This window comes from Streptomyces sp. NPDC039465 (assembly GCF_055639315.1).
The window spans coordinates 440,812-461,189 of record NZ_JBVKAP010000006.1; the positions used below are offsets into that span (position 1 = coordinate 440,812).

The window sequence follows — 20,378 nt, forward strand, 5'->3', positions numbered from 1 at the left end:
TCTCCCCGGGAGCGGAAAACGTACCTGGTGCCGATCGTGCCATGCGCCACCGACAGTTAAGGTCGCAGGCGACGGAACGCGAGGAGGACATACGGGATGCTGCGCTTGGGACGGCGTGAATTCGGGCCGCACGAGCCGGTGATCATGGCGATCGTGAACCGGACCCCGGATTCGTTCTACGACCAGGGTGCGACCTTCCGCGACGAGCCCGCCCTCGCGCGCGTGGAGCAGGCGGTGGCCGAGGGCGCCGCCATCATCGACATCGGCGGGGTCAAGGCGGGCCCCGGCGAGGAGGTCACTGCCGAGGAGGAGGCGCGCCGGACGGTCGGCTTCGTCGCCGAGGTGCGCCGGCGCCACCCGGATGTGGTGATCAGCGTGGACACCTGGCGGGCGGAGGTCGGCGAGGCGGTCTGCGAGGCCGGCGCGGATGTCCTGAACGACGCCTGGGGCGGGGTCGACCCGCGGCTCGCGGAGGTCGCAGCCCGCTACGGGGCGGGTCTTGTGTGCACGCACGCGGGCGGCGCGGAGCCTCGGACGCGGCCGCACCGGGCCACGTACGACGACGTGATGGCGGACATCCTGCGGGTGACCGTCGGCCTGGCCGAGCGGGCGGTGGAGCTCGGGGTGCGCCGGGACGGCATCATGATCGATCCCGGCCATGACTTCGGCAAGAACACCCGCCACAGCCTGGAGGCGACCCGCCGGCTCGACGAGATGACGCGGACGGGCTGGCCCGTGCTGGTGTCGCTGTCGAACAAGGACTTCGTCGGGGAGACCCTGGACCGCCCGGTGAAGGAGCGCGTGATCGGGACGCTGGCGACGACGGCGGTGTCGGCGTGGCTGGGGGCGCGGGTGTACCGCGTGCACGAGGTGGCGGAGACCCGCCAGGTCCTGGACATGGTGGCGTCCATCGCGGGGCACCGCGAGCCCGCCGTCGCCCGGCGAGGGCTGGCCTAGCCGGGCCGGTGCGGCCGAGGCCGGCTGCGCCCCGCGCAACGGATGGGCACAACCGACCGGCCGCGGCGCGGCCTACCGGCCCGTCTCCTTGGACACCAGCGCCACCGCCTCCTCCACGTCGTCCGTGACGTGGAAGAGCATCAGGTCGTGCTCCGAGGCCTTGCCCTGGGCCACGACGGTGTCGCGCAGCCAGTCCACCAGGCCGCTCCAGTACGCGGTGCCGAAGAGGACGATCGGGAAGCGGGTGACCTTGCGGGTCTGGACCAGGGTCAGCGCCTCGAAGAGTTCGTCGAGGGTGCCGAGGCCGCCCGGCAGGACCACGAAGCCCTGCGCGTACTTCACGAACATCGTCTTGCGGACGAAGAAGTAGCGGAAGTTCACCCCGATGTCGACGTGCGGGTTGAGCCCCTGCTCGAAGGGGAGCTCGATGCCCAGGCCGACGGAGATGCCCCTGGCCTCCCGCGCTCCCCTGTTGGCGGCTTCCATCGCTCCCGGGCCGCCGCCTGTGATCACCGCGAAGCCCGCGTCCACGAGCGCCTTGCCGAGCTGGACCCCGGCCTCGTACTCCGGGCTGCCCGGACGGGTCCGGGCGGAGCCGAAGACGCTGATGGCGCTGGGCAGTTCGGCGAGCGCGCCGAAGCCTTCGACGAACTCCGACTGGATGCGCATGACCCGCCAGGGGTCCGTGTGCACCCACTCGGAGTCGCCCTCGGTGTCCAGCAGCCGCTGGTCCGTGGTGCTCGGCTGGATCTGTTCCCTGCGCCTGAGCACGGGGCCCTGCCGCTGCTCCTCCGGCCTTGCTGCTCCCTCGGGGTCGACCATGGCCTGCTCCCTCCGCCGATCCGTTGATCCACCGGACGATCCGCTGATCTTCCCGGTTCGGTCAGGGTAGGTCCACAGAGGTGACAAAAAGCGAAATTACGGCAGTCGGGCAGTGAGCCAGTCGCGGAGCCGCTCCTCACAGTGGCGGATCTTGTCGACGACCACATGCTCATCGCGCTTGTGCGCGTACAGAGGGTTACCGGGCCCGTAGTTGACCGCGGGCACACCGACCGCGCTGAAGCGGGAGACGTCCGTCCAGCCGAACTTGGGGCGGGCCGTGCCGCCGACCGCCGCCATGAAGGCCGCCGCGGCCGGATGCGAAAGGCCGGGCAGGGCGCCGCCGCTGTGGTCGTCCACCACGAACTCGCGCACGCCGCAGTCGGCGAAGACCTCCCGTACGTGCGCCTCGGCCTCGGCCATGGAGAGGTCGGGTGCGTACCGGTAGTTGACGACCACCGTGCAGGCGTCCGGAATGACGTTGGTGGCCACACCGCCTTCGATACGGACGGCGTTGAGGCCCTCGCGGTACTCCAGGCCGTCGATCACCGGCCGCCTCGGCTCGTACGCGGCGAGCTTGGCGAGGACCGGGGCGGCCGCGTGAATGGCGTTGGAGCCCATCCAGCTGCGCGCGGAGTGTGCCCGCTCCCCCTCGAGGTGGAGCAGGACGCGCAGGGTGCCCTGGCAGCCGCCTTCGACCTCGCCCTCGGAGGGTTCGAGGAGCACAGCGAAATCACCCTCCAGCCACTCGGGGTGTGCGTCGGCCACATGCCCGAGGCCGTTCAGGTGGGCGGCGACCTCTTCGTTGTCGTAGAAGACGAACGTGAGGTCGCGGTTGGGCTCGGGGACGGTCGCGGCGATCCGCAGCTGGACGGCGACACCGGACTTCATGTCCGACGTGCCGCAGCCCCACAGGATGCCGTTCTCGTCGAGGCGGGAGGGGACGTTGTCGGCGATGGGCACGGTGTCGATGTGGCCGGCCAGCACGACCCGCTCGGGCCGCCCCAGCCGCGTACGTGCCACGACGTTGTTGCCGTACCGGTCGACGGTGAGGTGCGGCAGTGCGCGCAGAGCCTGCTCGATCGCGTCGGCGAGGGGCTTCTCGGTGCCGCTGACGGACGGGAAGTCGACGAGGGCGGCGGTGAGCGCCGGGCCGTCCTGGGTCAGGTCGAGGGCGGCGGCGGGGGCGTTGTCAGGCATGGTGCCGACCCTAACGCGGCCCTCAAGTACGGTGGGCTCCGTGTCCGAGTCCGCCATCCTTCCCGGTCCCGCTCCCCAAGGCCGCCGCGGCCGCCGCGCCCGTATCGCGGCGGCGTTCGCCGTGCTCCTCGCGCTGGTGGGGTACGTGGCCGTGCAGTATCTGACCGGGGGCCCGGGCGCCCCGCGGTGCCAGGTGGGCAGCGGGGACAACACGTATGAATTCACCCCGGAGCAGGCATCGAACGCGGCGACGATCTCCGCGGTCGGCACGACCAAGGGGATGCCCGAGCGGGCGGTGACGATCGCCCTGGCCACGGCGCTCCAGGAGTCGGCGCTGCGCAACATCCGGTACGGCGACCGCGATTCGCTGGGCCTGTTCCAGCAGCGCCCCTCGCAGGGCTGGGGCACACCGCGGCAGATCCTCGACCCGGTGTACTCGGCGGGGAAGTTCTACGACGGACTGGCCGAGGTCCCCGGCTATTCGCGGATGCCTCTGACGGTGGCGGCCCAGAAGGTGCAGAAGAGCGGCTTCCCGCAGGCGTACGCCAAGCACGAGCCGGACGCGACGCTGCTGGCCGCCGCGCTGACCGGCCGGTCGGCGGCGTCCTTGACCTGTACGACGAGCGGGGGCGACGGGCGGCCGGGTGACCCCGTCAAGCTCCGCGCCGAGCTCGTGCGGGACTTCGGCAAGGGCGTGCTGCCGGGCGGCGGGGGCACGGCGGGGGCGCCCGCCGCGGCGTCGGCCGAGCTCTCCGTGCCCGTACGGGCCGCGGCGGCGGACGGCTCCGACGGGGAGGCCCGGCGCGGCTGGGAGCTGGCGCAGTGGGCGGTCGCGCGGGCGGACGTCCTGCGGATCGAGGAGGTGGCGTACGCGGGCCGGGTGTGGCGCGCCAAGGACGCCTCCGAGGGATGGCTGAAGGCATCGGAAGAACGGGCCGGGGATTTCTCCCAGGTTCGAATGCGCCTCGCACGATAGCCGCGCACGCGTACGGAAATTCACTCGGCCGAGGCATGTGTCCGCGCGCCTGGACGACTTTTTCAGCGGCTCTCCATGGGCCCCTTCCGGGGCACTGTCATGTCTGCGCAATTGCCGTGCGGCAGCTGGGAAGTGACGGTTCAGCAGGGTCTTTCGCATTGCCCCTGTTCGCCCGTTTCCCGCTCGACCGATAATGCGATGCATTGCACATTCTTTACCTTCGGCCGCCGCAACCTCCCCCCGCCCCGACGCGGTTGTCAGTGCGTCCGATTCGCTGGACAGTCCGATTGCCGGACACCCCATGTCCTCTCCGTCGAAGGAGCATCATGTCCCTCCCCCTGACCCGCCGGATCGCCCGCGCCGCGCTGCTCATCGCGGCAGGTGCAGCCCCCGTGGTCGGTGCGGCCGGCTCCGCGAGCGCCCTGGACCTCCCGGCCAGCAACACCCTCGGCGGCGTGTCCTCCGTCGACGGCGCCGGTCTCGGCAACACCGTCGACGGCGCCTCGAAGAGCGCCACCAAGACCGCGACCAAGACCGCCACCAAGGCCGCCGGTCACACCGGCGGCAAGGCCGTCGGCAAGGCCGTCCCGACCGCCGGCAAGACCCTCGGCGGTGCCGCCAAGACCGCCACCCCGGCCGCCCAGAAGGCCGCGGGCGACACCACCAGCACCACCGGCGAGCTGGTCGGCCAGACCACCGGTGCGGCCGACAGCGTCAAGCCCGCGGACGGCGGCCTGCCGACCGACCAGCTGCCGGTGAAGACGCTGCCGAAGCTCGGCTGACCGGCCGCATCGGCCGCGGACACGACGGAAGGGCCCGGGGAGTGCGCACTCCCCGGGCCCTTCCGTGTGCCGCTCGTCGGCCGACCTACCGGCCCAGGCGCTTGACCGCCGCTTCGACCCGCTCGTCGGTGGCGGTGAAGGCGACCCGTACGAACCGCTCGCCGGCCGCCCCGTAGAAGTCTCCGGGTGCCACCAGGATGCCGAGCTCGGCCAGATGCGCCACCGTGTCCCAGCACGGCTCGTCGCGCGTCGCCCACAGGTAGAGGCTGGCCTCGCTGTGCTCGATACGGAAGCCGTGGGACTCCAGCGCCGCCCGCAGCGCCGCGCGGCGCGCCGCGTACCGCTCCCGCTGCTCCTGGACGTGGCGGTCGTCGCCGAGCGCCGCGACCGTGGCCGCCTGCACGGGCGCGGGCGTCATCATGCCGCCGTGCTTGCGGATCTGCAGCAGCTCCCCGAGGACGGCCTCGTCGCCCGCGATGAACGCGGCGCGGTAGCCGGCCAGGTTGGAGCGCTTGGAGAGCGAGTGGACGGCCACGATGCCGTCGTACGAGCCGCCGCAGACGTCCGGGTGCAGGACGGAGACGGGCTCGGCCTCCCAACCCAGCTCCAGGTAGCACTCGTCGGAGAAGACCAGCACGCCGTGCTCGCGCGCCCAGGCCACGATCCGGGTCAGCTCGTCCTTCGACAGGACCCGGCCGGTCGGGTTGGAGGGCGAGTTGAGCCAGAGCAGCTTCAGACCGGTCGGGTCGAGCGCGGTGGGATCGTCGTAGACGACCGGCTCGGCGCCGCAGAGCCGGGCGCCGACCTCGTACGTCGGGTAGGCGAGCCGCGGATAGGCGACCTTGTCCCCGGCGCCCAGGCCCAGCTGGGTCGGCAGCCAGGCCACCAGCTCCTTGGAGCCGACGACCGGCAGGACGTTGCGGTGGGTGAAGCCGACCGCGCCGAGGCGCCGTCCGCACCAGCCGGTGAGCGCGTCGCGCAGCTCCGTGGTCCCCCACACCGTGGGATACCCCGGCGAGTCGGCCGCGGTGACCAGCGCCTCCTGGATCAGCGCGGGGACCGGGTCGACGGGCGTGCCCACGGACAGGTCCACGATGCCGTCCGGGTGGGCCGACGCGGTCGCCTTGTACGGCTCGAGCTTGTCCCAGGGGAAGACGGGCAGGCGCGAAGAGACTGCGCTCACGAGGTCGCTCACTTTCTGGTACGTACGTCGAAACGCGTCGGTCCCGTACAGCGGCTGCCGTACGGGACCGAGGGTGATCAATCAGCCGTTCTGCGGCGGCAGGGCGGCGATGAAGGGGTGGTCGCGCTCGATGAGGCCGAGCTTGGAGGCACCACCAGGCGAGCCGAGGTCGTCGAAGAACTCGACGTTCGCCTTGTAGTAGTCCTTCCACTCCTCCGGGGTGTCGTCCTCGTAGAAGATGGCCTCGACCGGGCACACCGGCTCACAGGCACCACAGTCGACGCATTCGTCCGGGTGGATGTACAAGGACCGGGAGCCCTCGTAGATGCAGTCGACGGGGCACTCCTCGATGCATGCCTTGTCCTTGACGTCGACACAAGGCTGCGCGATGACGTAGGTCACGCTGTCGTTCCTCCTCGGTAGGGCTGGTCTGCGCGGGAGCGCGGCGTCGTCGATGCCCGCACCTAGTATCTCCGTTCCGGGGGACGATCCGAACAGGAGGGGCGGAGAGAGCTGTGGATTTCACCGCAGGAGGACGGCTCGAGGTCCGGCTTACCGGCGCTGACGTGGGCAAACGCGTCTCCGTACGGTGTCTGGTGGACTCTGCGGACACAGATGCGAAGTTCACCGACACGGTCGGTGTTCTCACATCCTGGGACCATGGTGTGCTGGTGATCACACGACGCACCGGCGAAACCGTCCGTATCCCGGAATCCTCCCTGGTCGCGGGGAAGGTCGTACCGGCCGCACCGGCCCGGCGCCGGGGTCCGGCGGCCTCCTTCGAGGAGCTGGCGCGGGTCTCTGCGCGGGCCTGGCAGCCGGTGGAGAGCGAGCGGCTCGGCGACTGGACGCTGCGGGCTGCTTACGAGGAGGGGCCGCGCGAAGCGCGTCCTGGAGGGGCGGTGGTCGGGCGACGGGTGGGCTTCACGCGGCGGGCCAACTCGGTGCTGGCGCTGGGTGATCCCGGGCTGCCGCTGGACGAGGCCCTGGAGCGGGTACGCGCCTGGTACGGGGAGCGGGAGCTGCCCGCGTACATCCAGGCGGCCACCGGCGCCGAGGGCACCCAGGAGGGGCTGTGCGCCGCGCTGGAGGAGCGGGGCTGGCGGCGGGAGGTCTCCGCGCAACTGCGGATCGCCGCGCTGGCGCCGATCGGGGATCTGGCTGTGGATGTGGCGCGTGTCCGGCTGGAGCGACACGTGGACGAGGCGTGGCTCCAGCGCTACCAGCGGTTCGGTGTGGCCGGCCCCCATGTGCTCAAGGTGTTGAACAGCGGCCCCAGCGTGTGGTTCGCCTCCGTGCCCGGGGAGAGTGGCGTGCCGTTGGCGATCGGGCGGTGTGTGGTGGACGGCCGGTGGGCGGGGTTCATGGCGGTGGAGGTGGACCCGGGCGCCCGGCGGCAGGGGCTGGCCACGGCCGTGATGGCGGCGCTCGCCCGGCGGGCGCTCGACGAGGGCGCCTCGGCGGCCTGGCTCCAGGTGGAGGAGGACAACGGCGGGGCGCGGGCGCTGTACGACGGGATGGGCTTCACGACCCATCACAGCTACCACCACTTCCGGGCGTGACACCGTGTCCGCATCCACCGAGTGGCGGCGCGAGTTCGCGCAGGAGGCCCGCTCCGAGCGTCCCGACCTGGCGCGGCTGTGTCTGCTGATCGGCGCGGAGGGGGAGCCGGCGCTCGGCCAGGCTGGTCTTGACGAGGCCGACATCGAGCTGGACCGGCTGGCGGGACTGCTGCCGTACGGTCTGACCGGCCCCCGAGCCTGGGCCTCGGCCGTCGGCGAGCTGCTCGGCACGCGCCTCGGCTTCCACGGCACCCCGGCCGACTACCGGCGCCTGGAGTCCTCGCTGCTGCCGCAGGTGCTGCGGCGGCGGCGCGGGCTGCCGATCCTGCTCTCCGTCGTCTGGATCGAGGTGGCCCGCCGGGCCGGGGCGCATGTGTACGGCGTCGCGCTGCCGGGGCATTTCGTGGTCGGCTTCGGCGATCCGCAGGCGCCCGAGCAGGTCCTGGCGGACCCGTTCGCGGGCGGCCGGCTGCTGACCGGTCCGGACGCCGAACTGCTCGTCGCGGGGGCCACAGGCGGCTCCCTGGAGCCCTCGATGCTGCTCCCGGCGGACCCGCTGGACATCGTGGTGCGGGTGCTCAACAACATCCGGGCCTGGGCGGCCGCGCGGCCGGAGCGCACGGACGTCGCCCTGTGGGCCGTGGACCTTTCGCTGCTCCTGCCGTCCCATCCGGCCCGTCTGCGCCTGGAGCGCGCCCAGCTGCTGGTGCAGCGCGGCGAGTTCCTGGCGGGCGCGGCGGAGATGGAGGCGTACGCGGACGTGGTCGAGGCGGTGGAGCCGGCGACGGCCGACGCGGTCCGCCGCCGCGCCCACGCCGCCCGCGCCATACTCAACTGACGGCGCCGCGCCGAAGCCCCCGCTCCGGAGGGAACGGGGGCTTCGGTGTGCGGCCTGAAGGGGCCCTGGAGGGGCCGCGCGGTCAGCCCTTCGGGTCGAGCTCGATCACCTTGGTGCGCTCCGCGGGCGTCTTGCCGAGGAGGGCCTCCTGCATGGCCTGGGCCACGTCGTCGACGGAGAGCTGGTGCTTCTTGCCGTCGCCCTTGGTAATCATGATGCCGTCGAAGACGCCGTCGAGGAGCTCCTCGATGGCCTTCTTGTCGTACACCTCGACCAGCTTGCCGTTGATCGGCTTCATGGAGAGGATCTTCGGCAGCGACTTCGCCGGGCCGAACTTGATCTCTTTGCCGCCCGCCTTGATCGTGATCAGGCCGGACATGGCGGGCTCCGCGAACTCCTTCATCGCCCGGTCCAGTTCGGCCTTGGTGATGGTGGGCTCGCGGGTCACCACGGGCAGTTCGACCGTGTTCGTCCGGCCCGTCTCGACCTGGGCGCGGTAGGCGTCCTTCACCGAGATCATCGAGCGCTGGACGTCCAGGCCGCGGCCCGCCTGGCCGGGGACCGCGACGGCCTTGCCGGGGACGAACTTGATCGTGCCCTCGGTGACCGAGCCGGAGGCGCCGGCCATGTCGGTGAGCGCGACGCGCAGCTTCTCCTGGTCGACCGGGATTACCGGCTGGGCGATCCGCTCGCCGCCGAAGAGGGAGCCGATGACCGACATGGGGTTGTAGTCGCTGCCGGCGGCCCCGCGGACGGTCGCCTGGCTGTCCAGGGTGAGACCGGCCTTGTCCGGGGTGAGCTGCTGCTTCTTGCCCGCGACGGAGATCTCCAGCGGGGCGGTGGCCCGCTTGCCGAGGGCGGCGTCGAGCTTGTTGACGGCCTCCTCGCGGGTGCCGCCGCCGATGTCCACGCCGAGGACCGTCGTGCCCTTGGGCACGTCGGAGTGGTTGAGCAGGAGCCCCGCGCCGTAGGCGACACCGAGCAGGCCGAGCACGCCGAAGCCGGCCAGGACGATCTTGGAACGCTTCTTCACCGGCGCCTGCGGCGTCGGCTTCTTCGCGGCCGGGGCAGGGGCAGGGGCGGCCGCCGAGTTCGTACGGGCTCCCTGGGGGCCGCCCGCCGGGCCCGCGGGGCCCGGAAAGTCCGGCGTGGAGAAGCTGTCGCCGGGACCCGTGGAGGGGAACGGCGAGCCGGCCGGCGTCCGGTGCTCCGAGGGGACCACCGGGATGCCGCTGGTGAGCGTGTCGCCCGAGACGTGGCCCGAGGGCGGCGTCTGTTGCGGCGTGAGGACGGCGGTGTCGTCGGCCATGTGCGGGCCGCCGCCCATGGGGCCGGACGACATGGGGCCCGGAGCCATGGGGCTGGGCGCCATGGAGTTCGGCGCCAGCGGGTTGGGGGTCATCGGGCCGGGCACCATGGGGCCGCCGGTCAGCGGGCTGCTGCCGGTGACCGGGCCGCCGGTGGGACCCGTGGGACCGCCCGGCGGGCGCAGACCCGGCGGGGGCGTCGGGCCGCCGGGACGCGCGGCGCCCGGGGCTCCGTCGGAGAGGTACGGCAGGCCGCCGCTCTGGCCCTGCGGACCGCCCGGACGCGGGCCCTGCCCGGGACCGCCGGCACGGGGACCGCCCGCGGCCGGAGCCGACGGCGCGCCGGGGCCTGAGGGGGCGGCGGGCGGCGCCGACGACGCGGCCGGGGCCGCGGGCTTGCGCGGCGCGAACCAGTCGCTGGTCTTCTCCTCCGCCGGAGCAGGCTCCTCGGCCTGCACGACGGTGGGGACGGCCTTCTGGGACCCGTCGGGCCACGGCGAGATGCCCGCGGTGTCGCTCGCGGACTCCCCCGCGCCCTCCGCCGCGCCCGCCGTCCCCGACGCGTCGCTCATCGGCGTCCGCATCACGACCGGCGGGATCGGCCGCGAACCCGGGATGTTGATCCGGATGCGCGTGGTCAGCGTGGTCTCGGTCTTCTTCTCGTCCGGCACCGGCGGGGACGTACGCCCGGCGCCGTCGGCGGCGTCGCCCGGAGCGTCCTGCGCGGGATGGAGCGACGGATACTGGCGGGATCCGTAAGGCGGGGTACCCGAGGGGTACGCGGCTCCACCGCGCCCCTTGGCGCCGGAGGACGAACTGTCAGTTTCACGACTCAAAGCAGGTTCTCCCGGTTGGCTCCGCCGCCCGCTCTTGCTGGTACTGGTATGACCCGGGCGGCTCGGCGGCGCGCACCACCATACTGGCCGCCGCCGACACGCACCCGGCGACTACGGGAAAGGGGACGGGCATTCCGGCCGAAGTCCGGGCACGTCACCTGCCAAGTCGGCCCGGGAGACCGCCGGGTTGTGGCGACCGCGACATGGTGGCACAGATCACAGCGAGCGCCATCCCGCCCAGCAGGTAGAGCAGATCGCCCAGTCCGCCGGCGAGGAGGCCGTCCCCTTCGGGGCGGCCGATGCTCAGCAGGATGATGGCGACGAGCCAGCCCGCGGCCGGGGCCAGCGCCCCGGCCTGGGCGCCGGTGGCCCGCAGGCCGCCGTAGAACGTCGCGGCGGCGGCGAGCAGGGCGAGCAGCAAACCCCCGGGGAACCAGGCGGCTTGGACCAGCGTGCCCGCCGCGCCCACCAGCGCGCCCAGCGCGGCGAGACCGAGGTACGCGGCGGCCCGGCCCGCCTTGGCGCCCGCGCTCCGCGTCGGGTCCGCCCCGGCGCTCACGCGGTCACCCCGGCGAAGAGGTCGTGCTCCCGCTCACCCTCGGGCGCGCCGGAGGAGCCCTTCACCAACTGGTAGTACTCCATGGTGAAGATCGGCTGCCCGAGGTCGTTGGAGAGCGCGAAGAACGGCCCGTCCACGGCGATTTGGGTCACATGGGCGCGCATCGCGGCGGCCTTCCGGTCGGCGTAGGGCGTCCCGTCGATCTCGGCGGTGATCTCCTGGTCGTCGACCACGCCCGGTACGTCGGAAACCTCCCCGATCCCGGGGAAGTCGGCGCCGGCGGCCTTCAGCCGGGCGAAGCCCTCCTCAGCGGCCGACCGGGGCACCCGGTTCCAGTAGATCTTGGCGATGTCGTGCTCCGGCCCGAGGTCCCGCCGGAACGCCCGCTCGGCGGCGAGCTCGGCGGCGCGCATGGCGACCCGGTGGGCCTGGATGTGGTCGGGGTGGCCGTAGCCGCCGTTCGGGTCGTAGGTCACGAGCACCTGGGGGCGTACGGCGCGGATCACCTCGACGAGATACGGCGCTGCGTCGTCCACCGGGGTGTGCCAGAAGGCGCCCTCCCGGTGGTTCTGCGGGGCGCCCATCATGCCCGAGTCGCGGAACCGCCCGGGCCCGCCGAGGAAGCGGTGGTCGTCGACGCCCAGCTCCCGCATCGCGTCGGCCAGTTCGCCGACGCGGTGCGGCCCGAGCCGGTCCTCCTGGTCGGGTGCGAGATGGGCGAGATCGGGCGGGATGACCTCGCCCTCTTCGCCGAGTGTGCAGGTCACCAGCGTGACCTGGGCGCCCTCGGCCGCGTACTTGGCCATCGTGGCGCCGTTGTTGATCGACTCGTCGTCGGGGTGCGCGTGCACCAGGAGCAGACGACGGGCGGGAAGGTCCGTCATGCGGGACAGCCTACGAGGCCGGGCGTCAGGGATCCGTATCCCCTGGACGTACGGTCCTCAGCGGCGCCCGATGCCGCTGCCGCCGGTCAGAACTTCAGCCCGCCGATCATGCTCGCCACGCTCGTCGTGAACTGGGTGACCGTGGGGGCGATGGAGGAACTCGCGATGTAGAAGCCCAGGAGCATGCAGACCGCCGCATGTCCGGCTTTGAGTCCGGATTTCCTGACCAGCAGGAAGACGACGATCGCCAGCAGCACCACCGCCGAAATCGAGAGTGCCACGGCGGTTCACCTCCACATATTCGGCCGGATCGGGCAGCATGCATGTGCCAGTAGGTTCATACCCACCTAGCGCTACGGATCATAACTATCCGTGCCAATGCATCGATCGGTGCACGGCAGCACAGGGGGGCGCACGCGGACGCTAGGTCCGACCGGGCGGCGACGCTAGGTTCGGTCGTATGACCTCGAGGCAGCAGACCCACTTCCCGCTCTCCTTCCCTCGTCAGTACGCCCGGACGCAGCGCTTCACCCTGGGTGCGCCGCGTGCCTTCACCGTCTCGCCCGACGGTTGCCGGGTGGTCTTCCTGCGGTCACTGTCCGGTACGCAGCGGTCCCATCACCTCTGGGTGCTCGATCTCGAGGGGGAGGTCCGCGAGCGGGTCGCCGCCGATCCCGAGGCGCTGCTCGGCGGGGCGGCCGAGGAGCTGTCGGCGCAGGAGCGGGCGCGCCGGGAGCGCAGCCGGGAGGGCTCGGCGGGGATCGTGGGCTACGCGGTGGACGAGGCCGTGGAGTTGGCGGCCTTCACGCTGTCCGGGCGGCTGTTCACGGCCGAGCTGCGCGCCGGGACCGCCCGTGAACTGCCGGTTCCCGGCCCGGTGATCGACCCCCGCCCCTCCCCGGACGGGCGGCACATCGCCTATGTGGCCAAGGGGGCGCTGCGGGTGACCGGGGCGGAGGGGGACGGCGACCGGGCGCTGGCGGAGCCGGAGGACGGCGAGACGACGTACGGACTCGCCGAGTTCGTGGCGGCCGAGGAGATGGGGCGCTCGCGGGGCTTCTGGTGGGCGCCCGACTCGGACCGGCTGCTGGTGGCGCGGGTCGACGAACAGCCCGTGCGGCGCTGGTGGATCGCCGATCCGGCACATCCCGACCGTGAGCCCGCGGCGGTGCGATACCCGGCGGCGGGGACGCCCAACGCGGACGTACGGCTGTATGTGGTGGACCTGGACGGGGAGCGGACGGAGGTCGGGTGGGACCGCGAGCGGTATCCGTATCTGGCCCGGGTGCACTGGTCGGAGCAGGGCGCGCCGCTGCTCCTTGTGCAGAGCCGTGACCAGCGGGTCCAGCGGTGTCTGGTGGCGGACCCGGAGACCGGCGCCACGCGGACGGTCCATGTCGACGAGGACCCGGTGTGGCTGGAACTGATGCCCGGCGTGCCGGCCTGGGCCCCCGACGGGCGGCTGGTGCGGATCGCCGACGAGGGGGGTGCGCGGGTGCTGGCGATGGGCGACCGGGCGCTGACCGGCGGGGCGCTCCAGCTGCGCGCGGTGCTGGACATCGGCGCGGACGACGTGTTGGTGTCCGCGTCCGCCGGCGAGGAGGCGGCGGCGCCGGAGACCGGCGAGATCCATGTGTACCGGGTCGGAGACCGGGGTGTGGAGCGGATCTCGGAGGGGGTGGGGGTGCACTCGGCCGTCCGCGGCGGGGCCGTGACGGTCCTGTCCTCGGCCCGGCCGGACGCGCCCGGGGCGGTGACGCAGGTGCTGCGGGACGGCAAGCAGATCGCGGTCGTCGCCTCGCACGCCGAGAAGCCGGTCCTCTCCGCGGGCGTACGACTCCTGGAGAGCGGCGCGCACCGCATTCCGTGCGCCGTCCTGCTGCCGACGGGCCACGAGCCGGGGGACGGGCCGCTGCCGGTGCTGATGGACCCGTACGGCGGGCCGCACGGCCAGCGTGTGCTCGCGGCACACAATCCGCATCTGACCTCGCAGTGGTTCGCGGACCAGGGCTTCGCGGTCGTGGTCGCGGACGGCCGGGGCACGCCCGGCCGTTCCCCGGCCTGGGAGAAGGCGGTCAGGGACCGGCTGGATCTGGCTCTTGACGACCAGGTCGAGGCGTTGGAGTCGCTGGCCGAGCGGTTCCCGCTGGACCTCGGGCGGGTGGCGATCCGGGGCTGGTCCTTCGGCGGGTACCTCGCCGCGCTGGCGGTCCTGCGGCGGCCGGATGTGTTCCATGCGGCGGTGGTGGGGGCGCCGGTGACCGATTTCCGGCTGTACGACACGCACTACACCGAGCGGTATCTCGGGACCCCGCGGGAGAGTCCGGAGGTGTACGCGGCCAACTCGCTGCTCACGGACGACGGTCTGTCGGCACCGGAGAACCCGGCCAGGCCGATGATGATCATCCATGGTCTGGCCGACGACAATGTGGTGGTGGCCCATGCTCTGCGGTTGTCCTCGGCCCTGCTCGCGGCGGGGCGCCCCCATGAGGTGCTTCCGCTGAGCGGGGTGACGCACATGACGCCGCAGGAGCAGATCGCGGAGAATCTGCTGCTGCTTCAGGTCGACTTCCTGAAGCGCTCGTTGGGCCTGGTCTGATGCTGCGGCCGGCCCGGGGCGCGAGCGCCCCCGGCCGGCCTACGGCACCCGCACGGCCGTACGGTGCTCAGGCTGGCGGGTTCGGATATCGGTATGTGGTCGGCGGAGTTGCGACCGTGTTAAACCTCTTTGGGCCCCGGCTCGGGAGGCCAGGCGGACGGCTGCGGCGGGGGCTCCTCGTGGGGGACCACGTGTTTCTCCTCGGCGAAGTGGCAGGCCGAGTCGTGCTTGGCCGGGCCCTCCGTCAGGCGGAAGAGCGCCGGGACCGCCAGCAGGGGGACCTCCAGGGCGCAGCGTTCCTGGGCCTTCCAGCAGCGGGTGCGGAAGCGGCAGCCGGAGGGGATGTGCGCCGGGGAGGGGACGTCGCCGGTGAGGATGATGCGTTCGCGGTGGGCGCGCGCCTCCGGGTCGGGGACCGGGACCGCCGACAGCAGCGCCTGGGTGTACGGGTGCGTGGGGTGGTCGTAGATCTCGGCGTCCTTGCCCAGCTCCACGATCCGGCCCAGGTACATCACGCCGACCCGGTCCGAGATGTGCCGCACGATCGACAGGTCGTGGGCGATGAAGACATAGGACAGGTTGAACTCGTCCTGGAGCTTCTCCATCAGGTTGATGACCTGGGCCTGGACGGAGACGTCCAGGGCGGACACCGGCTCGTCGGCGACGATGATCTCCGGCTGGAGCGCGAGGCCCCGTGCGATGCCGATGCGCTGGCGCTGGCCGCCGGAGAACTGGTGTGGATAGCGGTTGATGTACTCCGGGTTGAGGCCGACGACGTCCAGCAGCTCCTGGACCTTCCGGCGGCGGGAGCCCTTGGGCGCGACCTCGGGATGGATCTCGTACGGCTCGCCGATGATGTCGCCGACGGTCATGCGGGGGTTGAGGGAGGTGTACGGGTCCTGGAACACCATCTGGATGTTGCGGCGCACGGCCTTCAGGGCACGGCCGGAGAGCTTGGTGACGTCCTCGCCCTTGTAGCGGATCGAGCCCGCCGTCGGCCGCTCCAGGTGGACCAGCATCTTCGCCAGGGTGGACTTGCCGCAGCCGGACTCGCCCACGATGCCGAGGGTCTCTCCGGCCAGCAGGTCGAGGTCGACGCCGTCGACGGCCTTGACGGAGCCGATCTGCTTCTTGAAGAGGATGCCCCGGGTGAGGGGGTAGTGCTTGACGAGGTCGCGGACCTCCAGGATCGCCTCAGCCATGCAGGGCCTCCTGCCAGAAGTGGCATGCGCTGGTCCGGCTCTCGGACACGTCGTACAGCGGCGGTACGTCGGTCCGGCACATGTCCCGGGCGAGCGGGCAGCGCGGGTTGAAGGCGCAGCCGGGCGGGATGTTCATGAGGTTGGGCGGCAGGCCCTTGATCGCGTACAGCTCCTGGCCCTTCTGGTCCAGGCGCGGGATCGAGTCGAGCAGGCCGCGGGTGTAGGGGTGGGCCGGTGCCTTGTAGATATCGTGGACGGGGGCGTTCTCGACGATCCGGCCGGCGTACATGACCGCGATCTTGTCGGCGACGTCGGCGACGACGCCGAGGTCGTGGGTGATCAGGATCAGGCCCATGTTCAGCTCGCGCTGGAGCTCCGCGAGCAGGTCCATGACCTGGGCCTGGACGGTCACGTCGAGCGCGGTGGTCGGCTCGTCCGCGATGATCAGGTCCGGCTCCAGGGCGAGCGCCATGGCGATCATGATGCGCTGGCGCATGCCCCCGGAGAACTGGTGCGGATAGTCCCCGACACGGTCCTTCGCGGCGGGGATGCGGACCCGGTCCATGAGTTCGACGGCCTTGGTCCGGGCGTCCTTGCGCGACAGGCCCCGGTGGACCTCGAACATCTCGCCCAGCTGCGCGCCCACGCTCAGCACGGGGTTGAGGGAGGACAGCGCGTCCTGGAAGATCATCGCCATCTTCGCGCCGCGGATCTTGCGCCGCTCCTCCTCCTTGAGCGTGAGCAGGTCCTGCCCCTGGAAGAGGATCTGACCGCCCGTGATCCTGCCGGGCGGGATGTCGAGGATGCCCATGACGGCCTGGGCGGTGACGGACTTCCCGGAGCCGGACTCGCCGAGCACGGCGAGGGTCTCGCCCGCCTCGACGCTGTAGTTGACGCCGTTGACCGCCTTGGCGATGCCGTCGCGGGTGTGGAACTCGACCTCCAGGTCGCGTACGTCGAGCAGCATGGGCGCCTACCTGAGCTTGGGGTCAAGGGCGTCGCGTACCGCGTCGCCGAGCATGATGAACGCGAGCACGGTGATCGCCAGCGCGCCGGCCGGCCAGAGCAGCATGTGCGGGGCGTTGCGGATGTACTGGGAGGCGGCTGAGATGTCGATGCCCCAGGAGACGGTTGGCGGCTTCAGCCCGACGCCGAGGTACGACAGGGTCGCCTCCAGGGCGATGTACGTACCGAGCGCGATGGTCGCCACGACGATCACCGGCGCGATGGCGTTGGGGGTGATGTGGCGCAGCAGCATCCGTGAGTTCGAGGCGCCGAGGGCCCGCGCGGCCTGCACGTAGTCGTTCTGTTTGGCGGTGATGACCGAGCCGCGGGCGATCCGGGAGATCTGCGGCCAGCCGAGGAGCACCATGAAGCCGATGACGGGCCAGACGGTGCTGCTGGTGACGACGGAGAGCAGGACAAGACCGCCGAGGACGACCGGGATGGCGAAGAACATGTCGGTGATCCGGGACAGGACGGCGTCCCAGCCGCCGCCGAAGAATCCGGCGAGTCCACCCAGCACGCTGCCGAGGACGGCGACGCCGAGGGTGGCGAGGACGCCGACGGTGACGGAGGTCCGGGCGCCGTAGACCGTACGGGTGTAGACGTCGCAGCCCTGGCCGTCGAAGCCGAAGGGATGGCCGGGCTGGGAGCCCTGCTGGGCCTTGGCGAGGTCGCAGTCGAGGGGGTTGCCGGAGGTGAGCGCCGAGGGCCACAGGGAGACGAAGACCAGGAAGAGGATGACGACGCCGGAGATGAGGAAGACGGGGTTGCGGCGCAGGTCGCGCCAGGCGTCCGACCAGAGGCTCCGTGGCTTGCCGGAGGGCCCGGTGCCGTCGGGACCGCCGGGGGTCCGTTCGAGGGTCTCGCCCTCGCTCATCGCGAGGTCCATCGCTCCTCCGGCTCCGGTGGGGGCCATGGCCTGACGGTCGTCGTCGTACTGCGGCTCAGGCATAGCGGATCCTCGGGTCAAGGACGGCGTACAGCAGGTCGACGATCAGGTTGGCGACGAGGAACACCAGCACGAGCACGGTCACGAAGCCGACGACGGTCTGGGTGTTCTGGCGCACGATGCCCTGGTAGAGCTGGTAGCCGACGCCGTGGATGTTGAAGATCCGCTCGGTGACGATGGCCCCGCCCATCAGGGCGCCGATGTCGGTGCCGATGAAGGTGACCACGGGGATGAGCGAGTTGCGCAGCAGGTGGCGGCTGATCACGCGGCGGCGCGGCAGACCCTTGGCGATGGCGGTGCGGACGTAGTCGGCGCGCCGGTTCTCGGCGATGGAGGTGCGGGTGAGACGGGTGACGTACGCGAGGGAGACGGAGGCGAGGACGAGGCCGGGAACGATGAGTTCGCCGAAGGTGGCCTCGGGTGAGACGGCCGGTTTGATCCAGCCCCATTCCACGCCGAGCAGCAGCTGGAGCAGGAGGCCGGTGACGAACGTCGGCACGGAGATGACGACGAGGGTCAGCAGCAGCACGCCGGTGTCGATGGGGCGGCCGCGGCGCAGACCGGTGAGGACGCCGAGGGTGATGCCGATGACGATCTCGAAGATGATCGCGACGATGGTGAGGCGGATGGTGACGGGGAAGGCGGTCGCCATCAGCTCGGTGACTTCCTGGCCGTTGAAGGCGGTGCCGAAGTCGCCGGTGAAGACGTTGCCCATGTAGGTCAGGTATTGCTGCCATACGGGCTTGTCGAGGCCGAACTCCCGGCGTAGCTGCGCGGCGGTGGCCGGGTCGCACTCGCGGTCGCCGCAGAGGCCCGCGATGGGGTCGCCCATCACGTTCACCATCAGGAAGATCAGCAGCGTGGCGCCGAAGAAGACCGGAATCATCTGCAGCAGCCGCCGGATCACATAACGTCCCATGAAGGGCTCCGGGGGTCGTGGGGGAAACGGGACGGCCCGGCGTCTGAGGAACGCCGGGCCGTACGCCGTCCCGCGTCAGTTGACCTTGATCTCGTGGTAGACGGGGACGCTGAAGGGGTTCAGCGTGACGTTGGAGACCCGGTCCGAGTAGCCGGCGCTGCCGTTCTGGTACCAGAGCGGGATGGCGCCCATGTCGTCCCGCAGGACCTCCTCGGCCCGCTGGAAGAGTTCGACGGCCTTCTTCGTGTCGGTCTCGGCGTTGGCCTGGTCGACAAGCTTGTCGAATTCGGCGTTGGTCCATTTGCCGTCGTTGGACGAGGCGTTGGTGTAGTACAGCGGCTGGAGGAAGTTCTGGATGAGCGGGTAGTCCATCTGCCAGCCGGCCCGGAAGGGGCCTGACATCTTCAGCTGGGTGATCTGGTTGCGGTAGTCCGCGAAGGTGCCGATCGGGTTGCCGACGCAGGCCCGGTCGTTGCCGAGCGCCCGGTTGATGGAGTTGCAGACGGCGTCCACCCACTCCTTGTGGGAGCCGGTGTCGGCGTTGTACGAGATCCTCATCGTGCCGCCGGGGATACCGCCGCCCTCGGCGACCAGCCGCTTGGCCTCGGTGGGGTTGTAGGAGCAGGCGTCGCCGCAGAGCGTGTCCTTGTAGCCGCCGTCGGCCCCGAGGACGGGCGAGGTCCAGTCCTTGGCCGGGGTGCGGGTCTTCTGGAAGATTGTGTCGGTGATCTGCTGGCGGTTGATCGCCATGGAGATGCCGGTGCGGAGCTTGGCGCCGTTCGGCGTGTTCCAGGCCTTGTCGTAGTACGGGATGGCGAGGGTCTGGATGATGCCGGCGGGGGTGTTGATGTACCGGTCGCCGAGGTCGGCCTGGACGTTGCGCAGCTGGGAGGCGGGCACGTCGTCGACGAGGTCGAGGTTGCCGGCGGTCAGGTCGGTGTAGGCGGTGTTGTTGTCGGTGTAGACCTTGAGGGTGACCCCGCCGTTCTGGGCCTTGTCCTCACCCGGATAGGCGTCCCAGCGCTTGAGAGCCATCTGGGAGCCCTTGGTGTACGAGTCGACGGTGTACGGGCCGTTGCCGACGGGCTTGGCGATCCAGGCGTCGTGGTTGTCGAAGAACGCCCGGGGCAGCGGGGAGAAGGCCGCGTAGCCGAGGGTCTCGGGCCAGGTGGAGAACTTCTGGGTGAGCTTGACCGTGAAGGTCCGGTCGTCGACGACCTTGAGGCCGGACATGGTGTCGGCCTTGGGCTGGCCGGCGGCGGGGTGGACCTGGTCGTAGCCCTCGATCTGGCCGAAGAAGAAGGCGTTGCGCTGGTTGTTCCTGAGGTTGGCCCCGTAGTTCCAGGCGTCGACGAAGGACTTCGCGGTGATCTTCTCGCCGTTGGAGAAGGTCCAGCCGTCCTTGATGGTGATGGTGAAGTTGGTCGCGTCGGTCGTCTCGATCTTCTCGGCGAGCATGTCCTTGGCCTCGCCGGTCTTGGGGTCGTACCGCTTGAGCCCGCGGAAGATCATGTCGAGGACCTTGCCGCCCTGGACCTCGTTGGTGTTCGCCGGTTCGAGCGGGTTCTGCGGGTCTCCCCAGGAGGAGGAGACGATCCCGTCGGCACCACCGCCGCCGGTGTCGGTTCCGCCGCCGCAGGCTGTCGCCGCGAGGGCGACGGCAGCGGCACATGCGGCCCACTTGGCGTGCGTGGCTCCGCGCATGGAGTGCCTCCCGAGGTTTCTGGATCTTGCATTGGCCCATATCACCTCGAAACCGGACGGAACGCATGTTGTGATCGGCCGTTCGGCGCAAAAAAAA

The 20,378-nt window shown here is 71.3% G+C and carries 19 protein-coding genes; 6 read left to right on the forward strand and 13 right to left on the reverse strand.

Features of this window, described 5'->3' with window-relative positions; genetic code table 11:
* The first annotated feature begins 96 nt into the window (after positions 1–96).
* Positions 97–957, forward strand: coding sequence for a dihydropteroate synthase (folP, locus tag ACZ7LT_RS22405; protein ID WP_471237823.1), 861 nt, complete (start codon positions 97–99; stop codon positions 955–957).
* Positions 958–1,029: 72 nt separating this feature from the next.
* Here the strand turns inward: folP and ACZ7LT_RS22410 are convergent, their stop codons facing one another.
* Together ACZ7LT_RS22410 and dapE are read right to left on the reverse strand one after the other, a co-directional pair.
* On the reverse strand, positions 1,030–1,779 hold the full coding sequence (locus tag ACZ7LT_RS22410; RefSeq protein WP_471237824.1) for an LOG family protein: 750 nt from the start codon (positions 1,777–1,779) through the stop codon (positions 1,030–1,032).
* 96 nt (positions 1,780–1,875) lie between these two features.
* Positions 1,876–2,976, reverse strand: coding sequence for a succinyl-diaminopimelate desuccinylase (dapE, locus tag ACZ7LT_RS22415; protein ID WP_471237825.1), 1,101 nt, complete (start codon positions 2,974–2,976; stop codon positions 1,876–1,878).
* Between the two features lie 31 nt (positions 2,977–3,007).
* Here dapE and ACZ7LT_RS22420 point away from each other — a divergent pair, with 31 nt between their 5' ends.
* Both ACZ7LT_RS22420 and ACZ7LT_RS22425 read left to right on the forward strand, forming a co-directional pair.
* Positions 3,008–3,952 (forward strand): VldE C-terminal domain-containing protein, encoded by a 945-nt coding sequence (locus ACZ7LT_RS22420; RefSeq protein WP_471237826.1) that lies wholly within the window; start codon positions 3,008–3,010, stop codon positions 3,950–3,952.
* 326 nt (positions 3,953–4,278) lie between these two features.
* Positions 4,279–4,734: an ATP-binding protein gene (locus ACZ7LT_RS22425; RefSeq protein WP_471237827.1), complete on the forward strand. Its 456-nt coding sequence runs from the start codon at positions 4,279–4,281 to the stop codon at positions 4,732–4,734.
* 85 nt (positions 4,735–4,819) lie between these two features.
* Here ACZ7LT_RS22425 and ACZ7LT_RS22430 read toward each other — a convergent pair whose 3' ends face one another.
* Positions 4,820–5,917 carry a bifunctional succinyldiaminopimelate transaminase/glutamate-prephenate aminotransferase gene (locus ACZ7LT_RS22430; RefSeq protein WP_471237828.1) on the reverse strand — a complete coding sequence of 366 codons (1,098 nt, stop codon included), beginning with the start codon at positions 5,915–5,917 and terminating at the stop codon, positions 4,820–4,822.
* An 81-nt stretch (positions 5,918–5,998) separates the two neighbouring features.
* The gene (gene fdxA, locus ACZ7LT_RS22435) at positions 5,999–6,319 is read right to left on the reverse strand and encodes a ferredoxin (RefSeq protein WP_019889199.1); all 321 of its coding nucleotides are present in this window, start codon (positions 6,317–6,319) and stop codon (positions 5,999–6,001) included.
* A 113-nt stretch (positions 6,320–6,432) separates the two neighbouring features.
* On the opposite strand from fdxA, the gene ACZ7LT_RS22440 reads away from it, so the two are divergent.
* On the forward strand, positions 6,433–7,479 hold the full coding sequence (locus tag ACZ7LT_RS22440; protein ID WP_471237829.1) for a GNAT family N-acetyltransferase: 1,047 nt from the start codon (positions 6,433–6,435) through the stop codon (positions 7,477–7,479).
* Positions 7,480–7,483: 4 nt separating this feature from the next.
* Entirely contained in the window at positions 7,484–8,317 is an 834-nt protein-coding gene (locus tag ACZ7LT_RS22445; protein ID WP_471237830.1) for a transglutaminase-like and tetratricopeptide repeat-containing protein, read from the forward strand.
* A gap of 82 nt (positions 8,318–8,399) precedes the next feature.
* Here ACZ7LT_RS22445 and ACZ7LT_RS22450 read toward each other — a convergent pair whose 3' ends face one another.
* From ACZ7LT_RS22450 to ACZ7LT_RS22465, 4 genes are all read right to left on the reverse strand, one after another.
* Positions 8,400–10,460, reverse strand: coding sequence for a hypothetical protein (locus ACZ7LT_RS22450; protein WP_471237831.1), 2,061 nt, complete (start codon positions 10,458–10,460; stop codon positions 8,400–8,402).
* Between the two features lie 154 nt (positions 10,461–10,614).
* A complete protein-coding gene (locus ACZ7LT_RS22455) occupies positions 10,615–11,019 on the reverse strand; it encodes a DUF6113 family protein (RefSeq protein ID WP_471237832.1) in 405 nt (134 codons plus the stop codon).
* Entirely contained in the window at positions 11,016–11,903 is an 888-nt protein-coding gene (gene mshB, locus ACZ7LT_RS22460; protein WP_471237833.1) for an N-acetyl-1-D-myo-inositol-2-amino-2-deoxy-alpha-D-glucopyranoside deacetylase, read from the reverse strand. The genes ACZ7LT_RS22455 and mshB overlap by 4 nt, the downstream gene beginning before the upstream one ends.
* An 86-nt stretch (positions 11,904–11,989) precedes the next feature.
* Positions 11,990–12,184, reverse strand: coding sequence for a hypothetical protein (locus ACZ7LT_RS22465; protein WP_028797933.1), 195 nt, complete (start codon positions 12,182–12,184; stop codon positions 11,990–11,992).
* A gap of 179 nt (positions 12,185–12,363) precedes the next feature.
* Here ACZ7LT_RS22465 and ACZ7LT_RS22470 point away from each other — a divergent pair, with 179 nt between their 5' ends.
* The gene (locus ACZ7LT_RS22470; RefSeq protein WP_471237834.1) at positions 12,364–14,502 is read left to right on the forward strand and encodes a S9 family peptidase; all 2,139 of its coding nucleotides are present in this window, start codon (positions 12,364–12,366) and stop codon (positions 14,500–14,502) included.
* Between the two features lie 119 nt (positions 14,503–14,621).
* Here the strand turns inward: ACZ7LT_RS22470 and ACZ7LT_RS22475 are convergent, their stop codons facing one another.
* The 5 genes from ACZ7LT_RS22475 to ACZ7LT_RS22495 all read right to left on the reverse strand — a co-directional run bounded on the left by ACZ7LT_RS22475 (position 14,622) and on the right by ACZ7LT_RS22495 (position 20,281).
* Positions 14,622–15,704, reverse strand: a complete 1,083-nt coding sequence (locus tag ACZ7LT_RS22475; protein WP_471237835.1) for an ABC transporter ATP-binding protein — start codon at positions 15,702–15,704, stop codon at positions 14,622–14,624.
* A complete protein-coding gene (locus ACZ7LT_RS22480; RefSeq protein WP_471237836.1) occupies positions 15,697–16,671 on the reverse strand; it encodes an ABC transporter ATP-binding protein in 975 nt (324 codons plus the stop codon). The genes ACZ7LT_RS22475 and ACZ7LT_RS22480 overlap by 8 nt, the downstream gene beginning before the upstream one ends.
* 6 nt (positions 16,672–16,677) lie before the next feature.
* Complete coding sequence (locus ACZ7LT_RS22485) at positions 16,678–17,661, reverse strand: ABC transporter permease (protein ID WP_471237837.1); 984 nt, start codon at positions 17,659–17,661, stop codon at positions 16,678–16,680.
* On the reverse strand, positions 17,654–18,577 hold the full coding sequence (locus ACZ7LT_RS22490; protein ID WP_471237838.1) for an ABC transporter permease: 924 nt from the start codon (positions 18,575–18,577) through the stop codon (positions 17,654–17,656). The genes ACZ7LT_RS22485 and ACZ7LT_RS22490 overlap by 8 nt, the downstream gene beginning before the upstream one ends.
* 75 nt (positions 18,578–18,652) lie before the next feature.
* The gene (locus ACZ7LT_RS22495) at positions 18,653–20,281 is read right to left on the reverse strand and encodes a peptide ABC transporter substrate-binding protein (RefSeq protein ID WP_471237839.1); all 1,629 of its coding nucleotides are present in this window, start codon (positions 20,279–20,281) and stop codon (positions 18,653–18,655) included.
* Positions 20,282–20,378 lie beyond the last annotated feature (97 nt).

What these genes read in the sequence shown, in the direction of transcription:
- folP (WP_471237823.1), top strand. Translation starts at nt 97, where the DNA reads ATGCTGCGCTTGGGACGGCGTGAATTCGGGCCGCACGAGCCGGTGATC.
- ACZ7LT_RS22410 (WP_471237824.1), bottom strand. Translation starts at nt 1,779, where the DNA reads ATGGTCGACCCCGAGGGAGCAGCAAGGCCGGAGGAGCAGCGGCAGGGC.
- dapE (WP_471237825.1), bottom strand. Translation starts at nt 2,976, where the DNA reads ATGCCTGACAACGCCCCCGCCGCCGCCCTCGACCTGACCCAGGACGGC.
- ACZ7LT_RS22425 (WP_471237827.1), top strand. Translation starts at nt 4,279, where the DNA reads ATGTCCCTCCCCCTGACCCGCCGGATCGCCCGCGCCGCGCTGCTCATC.
- mshB (WP_471237833.1), bottom strand. Translation starts at nt 11,903, where the DNA reads ATGACGGACCTTCCCGCCCGTCGTCTGCTCCTGGTGCACGCGCACCCC.
- ACZ7LT_RS22470 (WP_471237834.1), top strand. Translation starts at nt 12,364, where the DNA reads ATGACCTCGAGGCAGCAGACCCACTTCCCGCTCTCCTTCCCTCGTCAG.
- ACZ7LT_RS22475 (WP_471237835.1), bottom strand. Translation starts at nt 15,704, where the DNA reads ATGGCTGAGGCGATCCTGGAGGTCCGCGACCTCGTCAAGCACTACCCC.
- ACZ7LT_RS22480 (WP_471237836.1), bottom strand. Translation starts at nt 16,671, where the DNA reads ATGCTGCTCGACGTACGCGACCTGGAGGTCGAGTTCCACACCCGCGAC.
- ACZ7LT_RS22485 (WP_471237837.1), bottom strand. Translation starts at nt 17,661, where the DNA reads ATGCCTGAGCCGCAGTACGACGACGACCGTCAGGCCATGGCCCCCACC.
- ACZ7LT_RS22490 (WP_471237838.1), bottom strand. Translation starts at nt 18,577, where the DNA reads ATGGGACGTTATGTGATCCGGCGGCTGCTGCAGATGATTCCGGTCTTC.
- ACZ7LT_RS22495 (WP_471237839.1), bottom strand. Translation starts at nt 20,281, where the DNA reads ATGCGCGGAGCCACGCACGCCAAGTGGGCCGCATGTGCCGCTGCCGTC.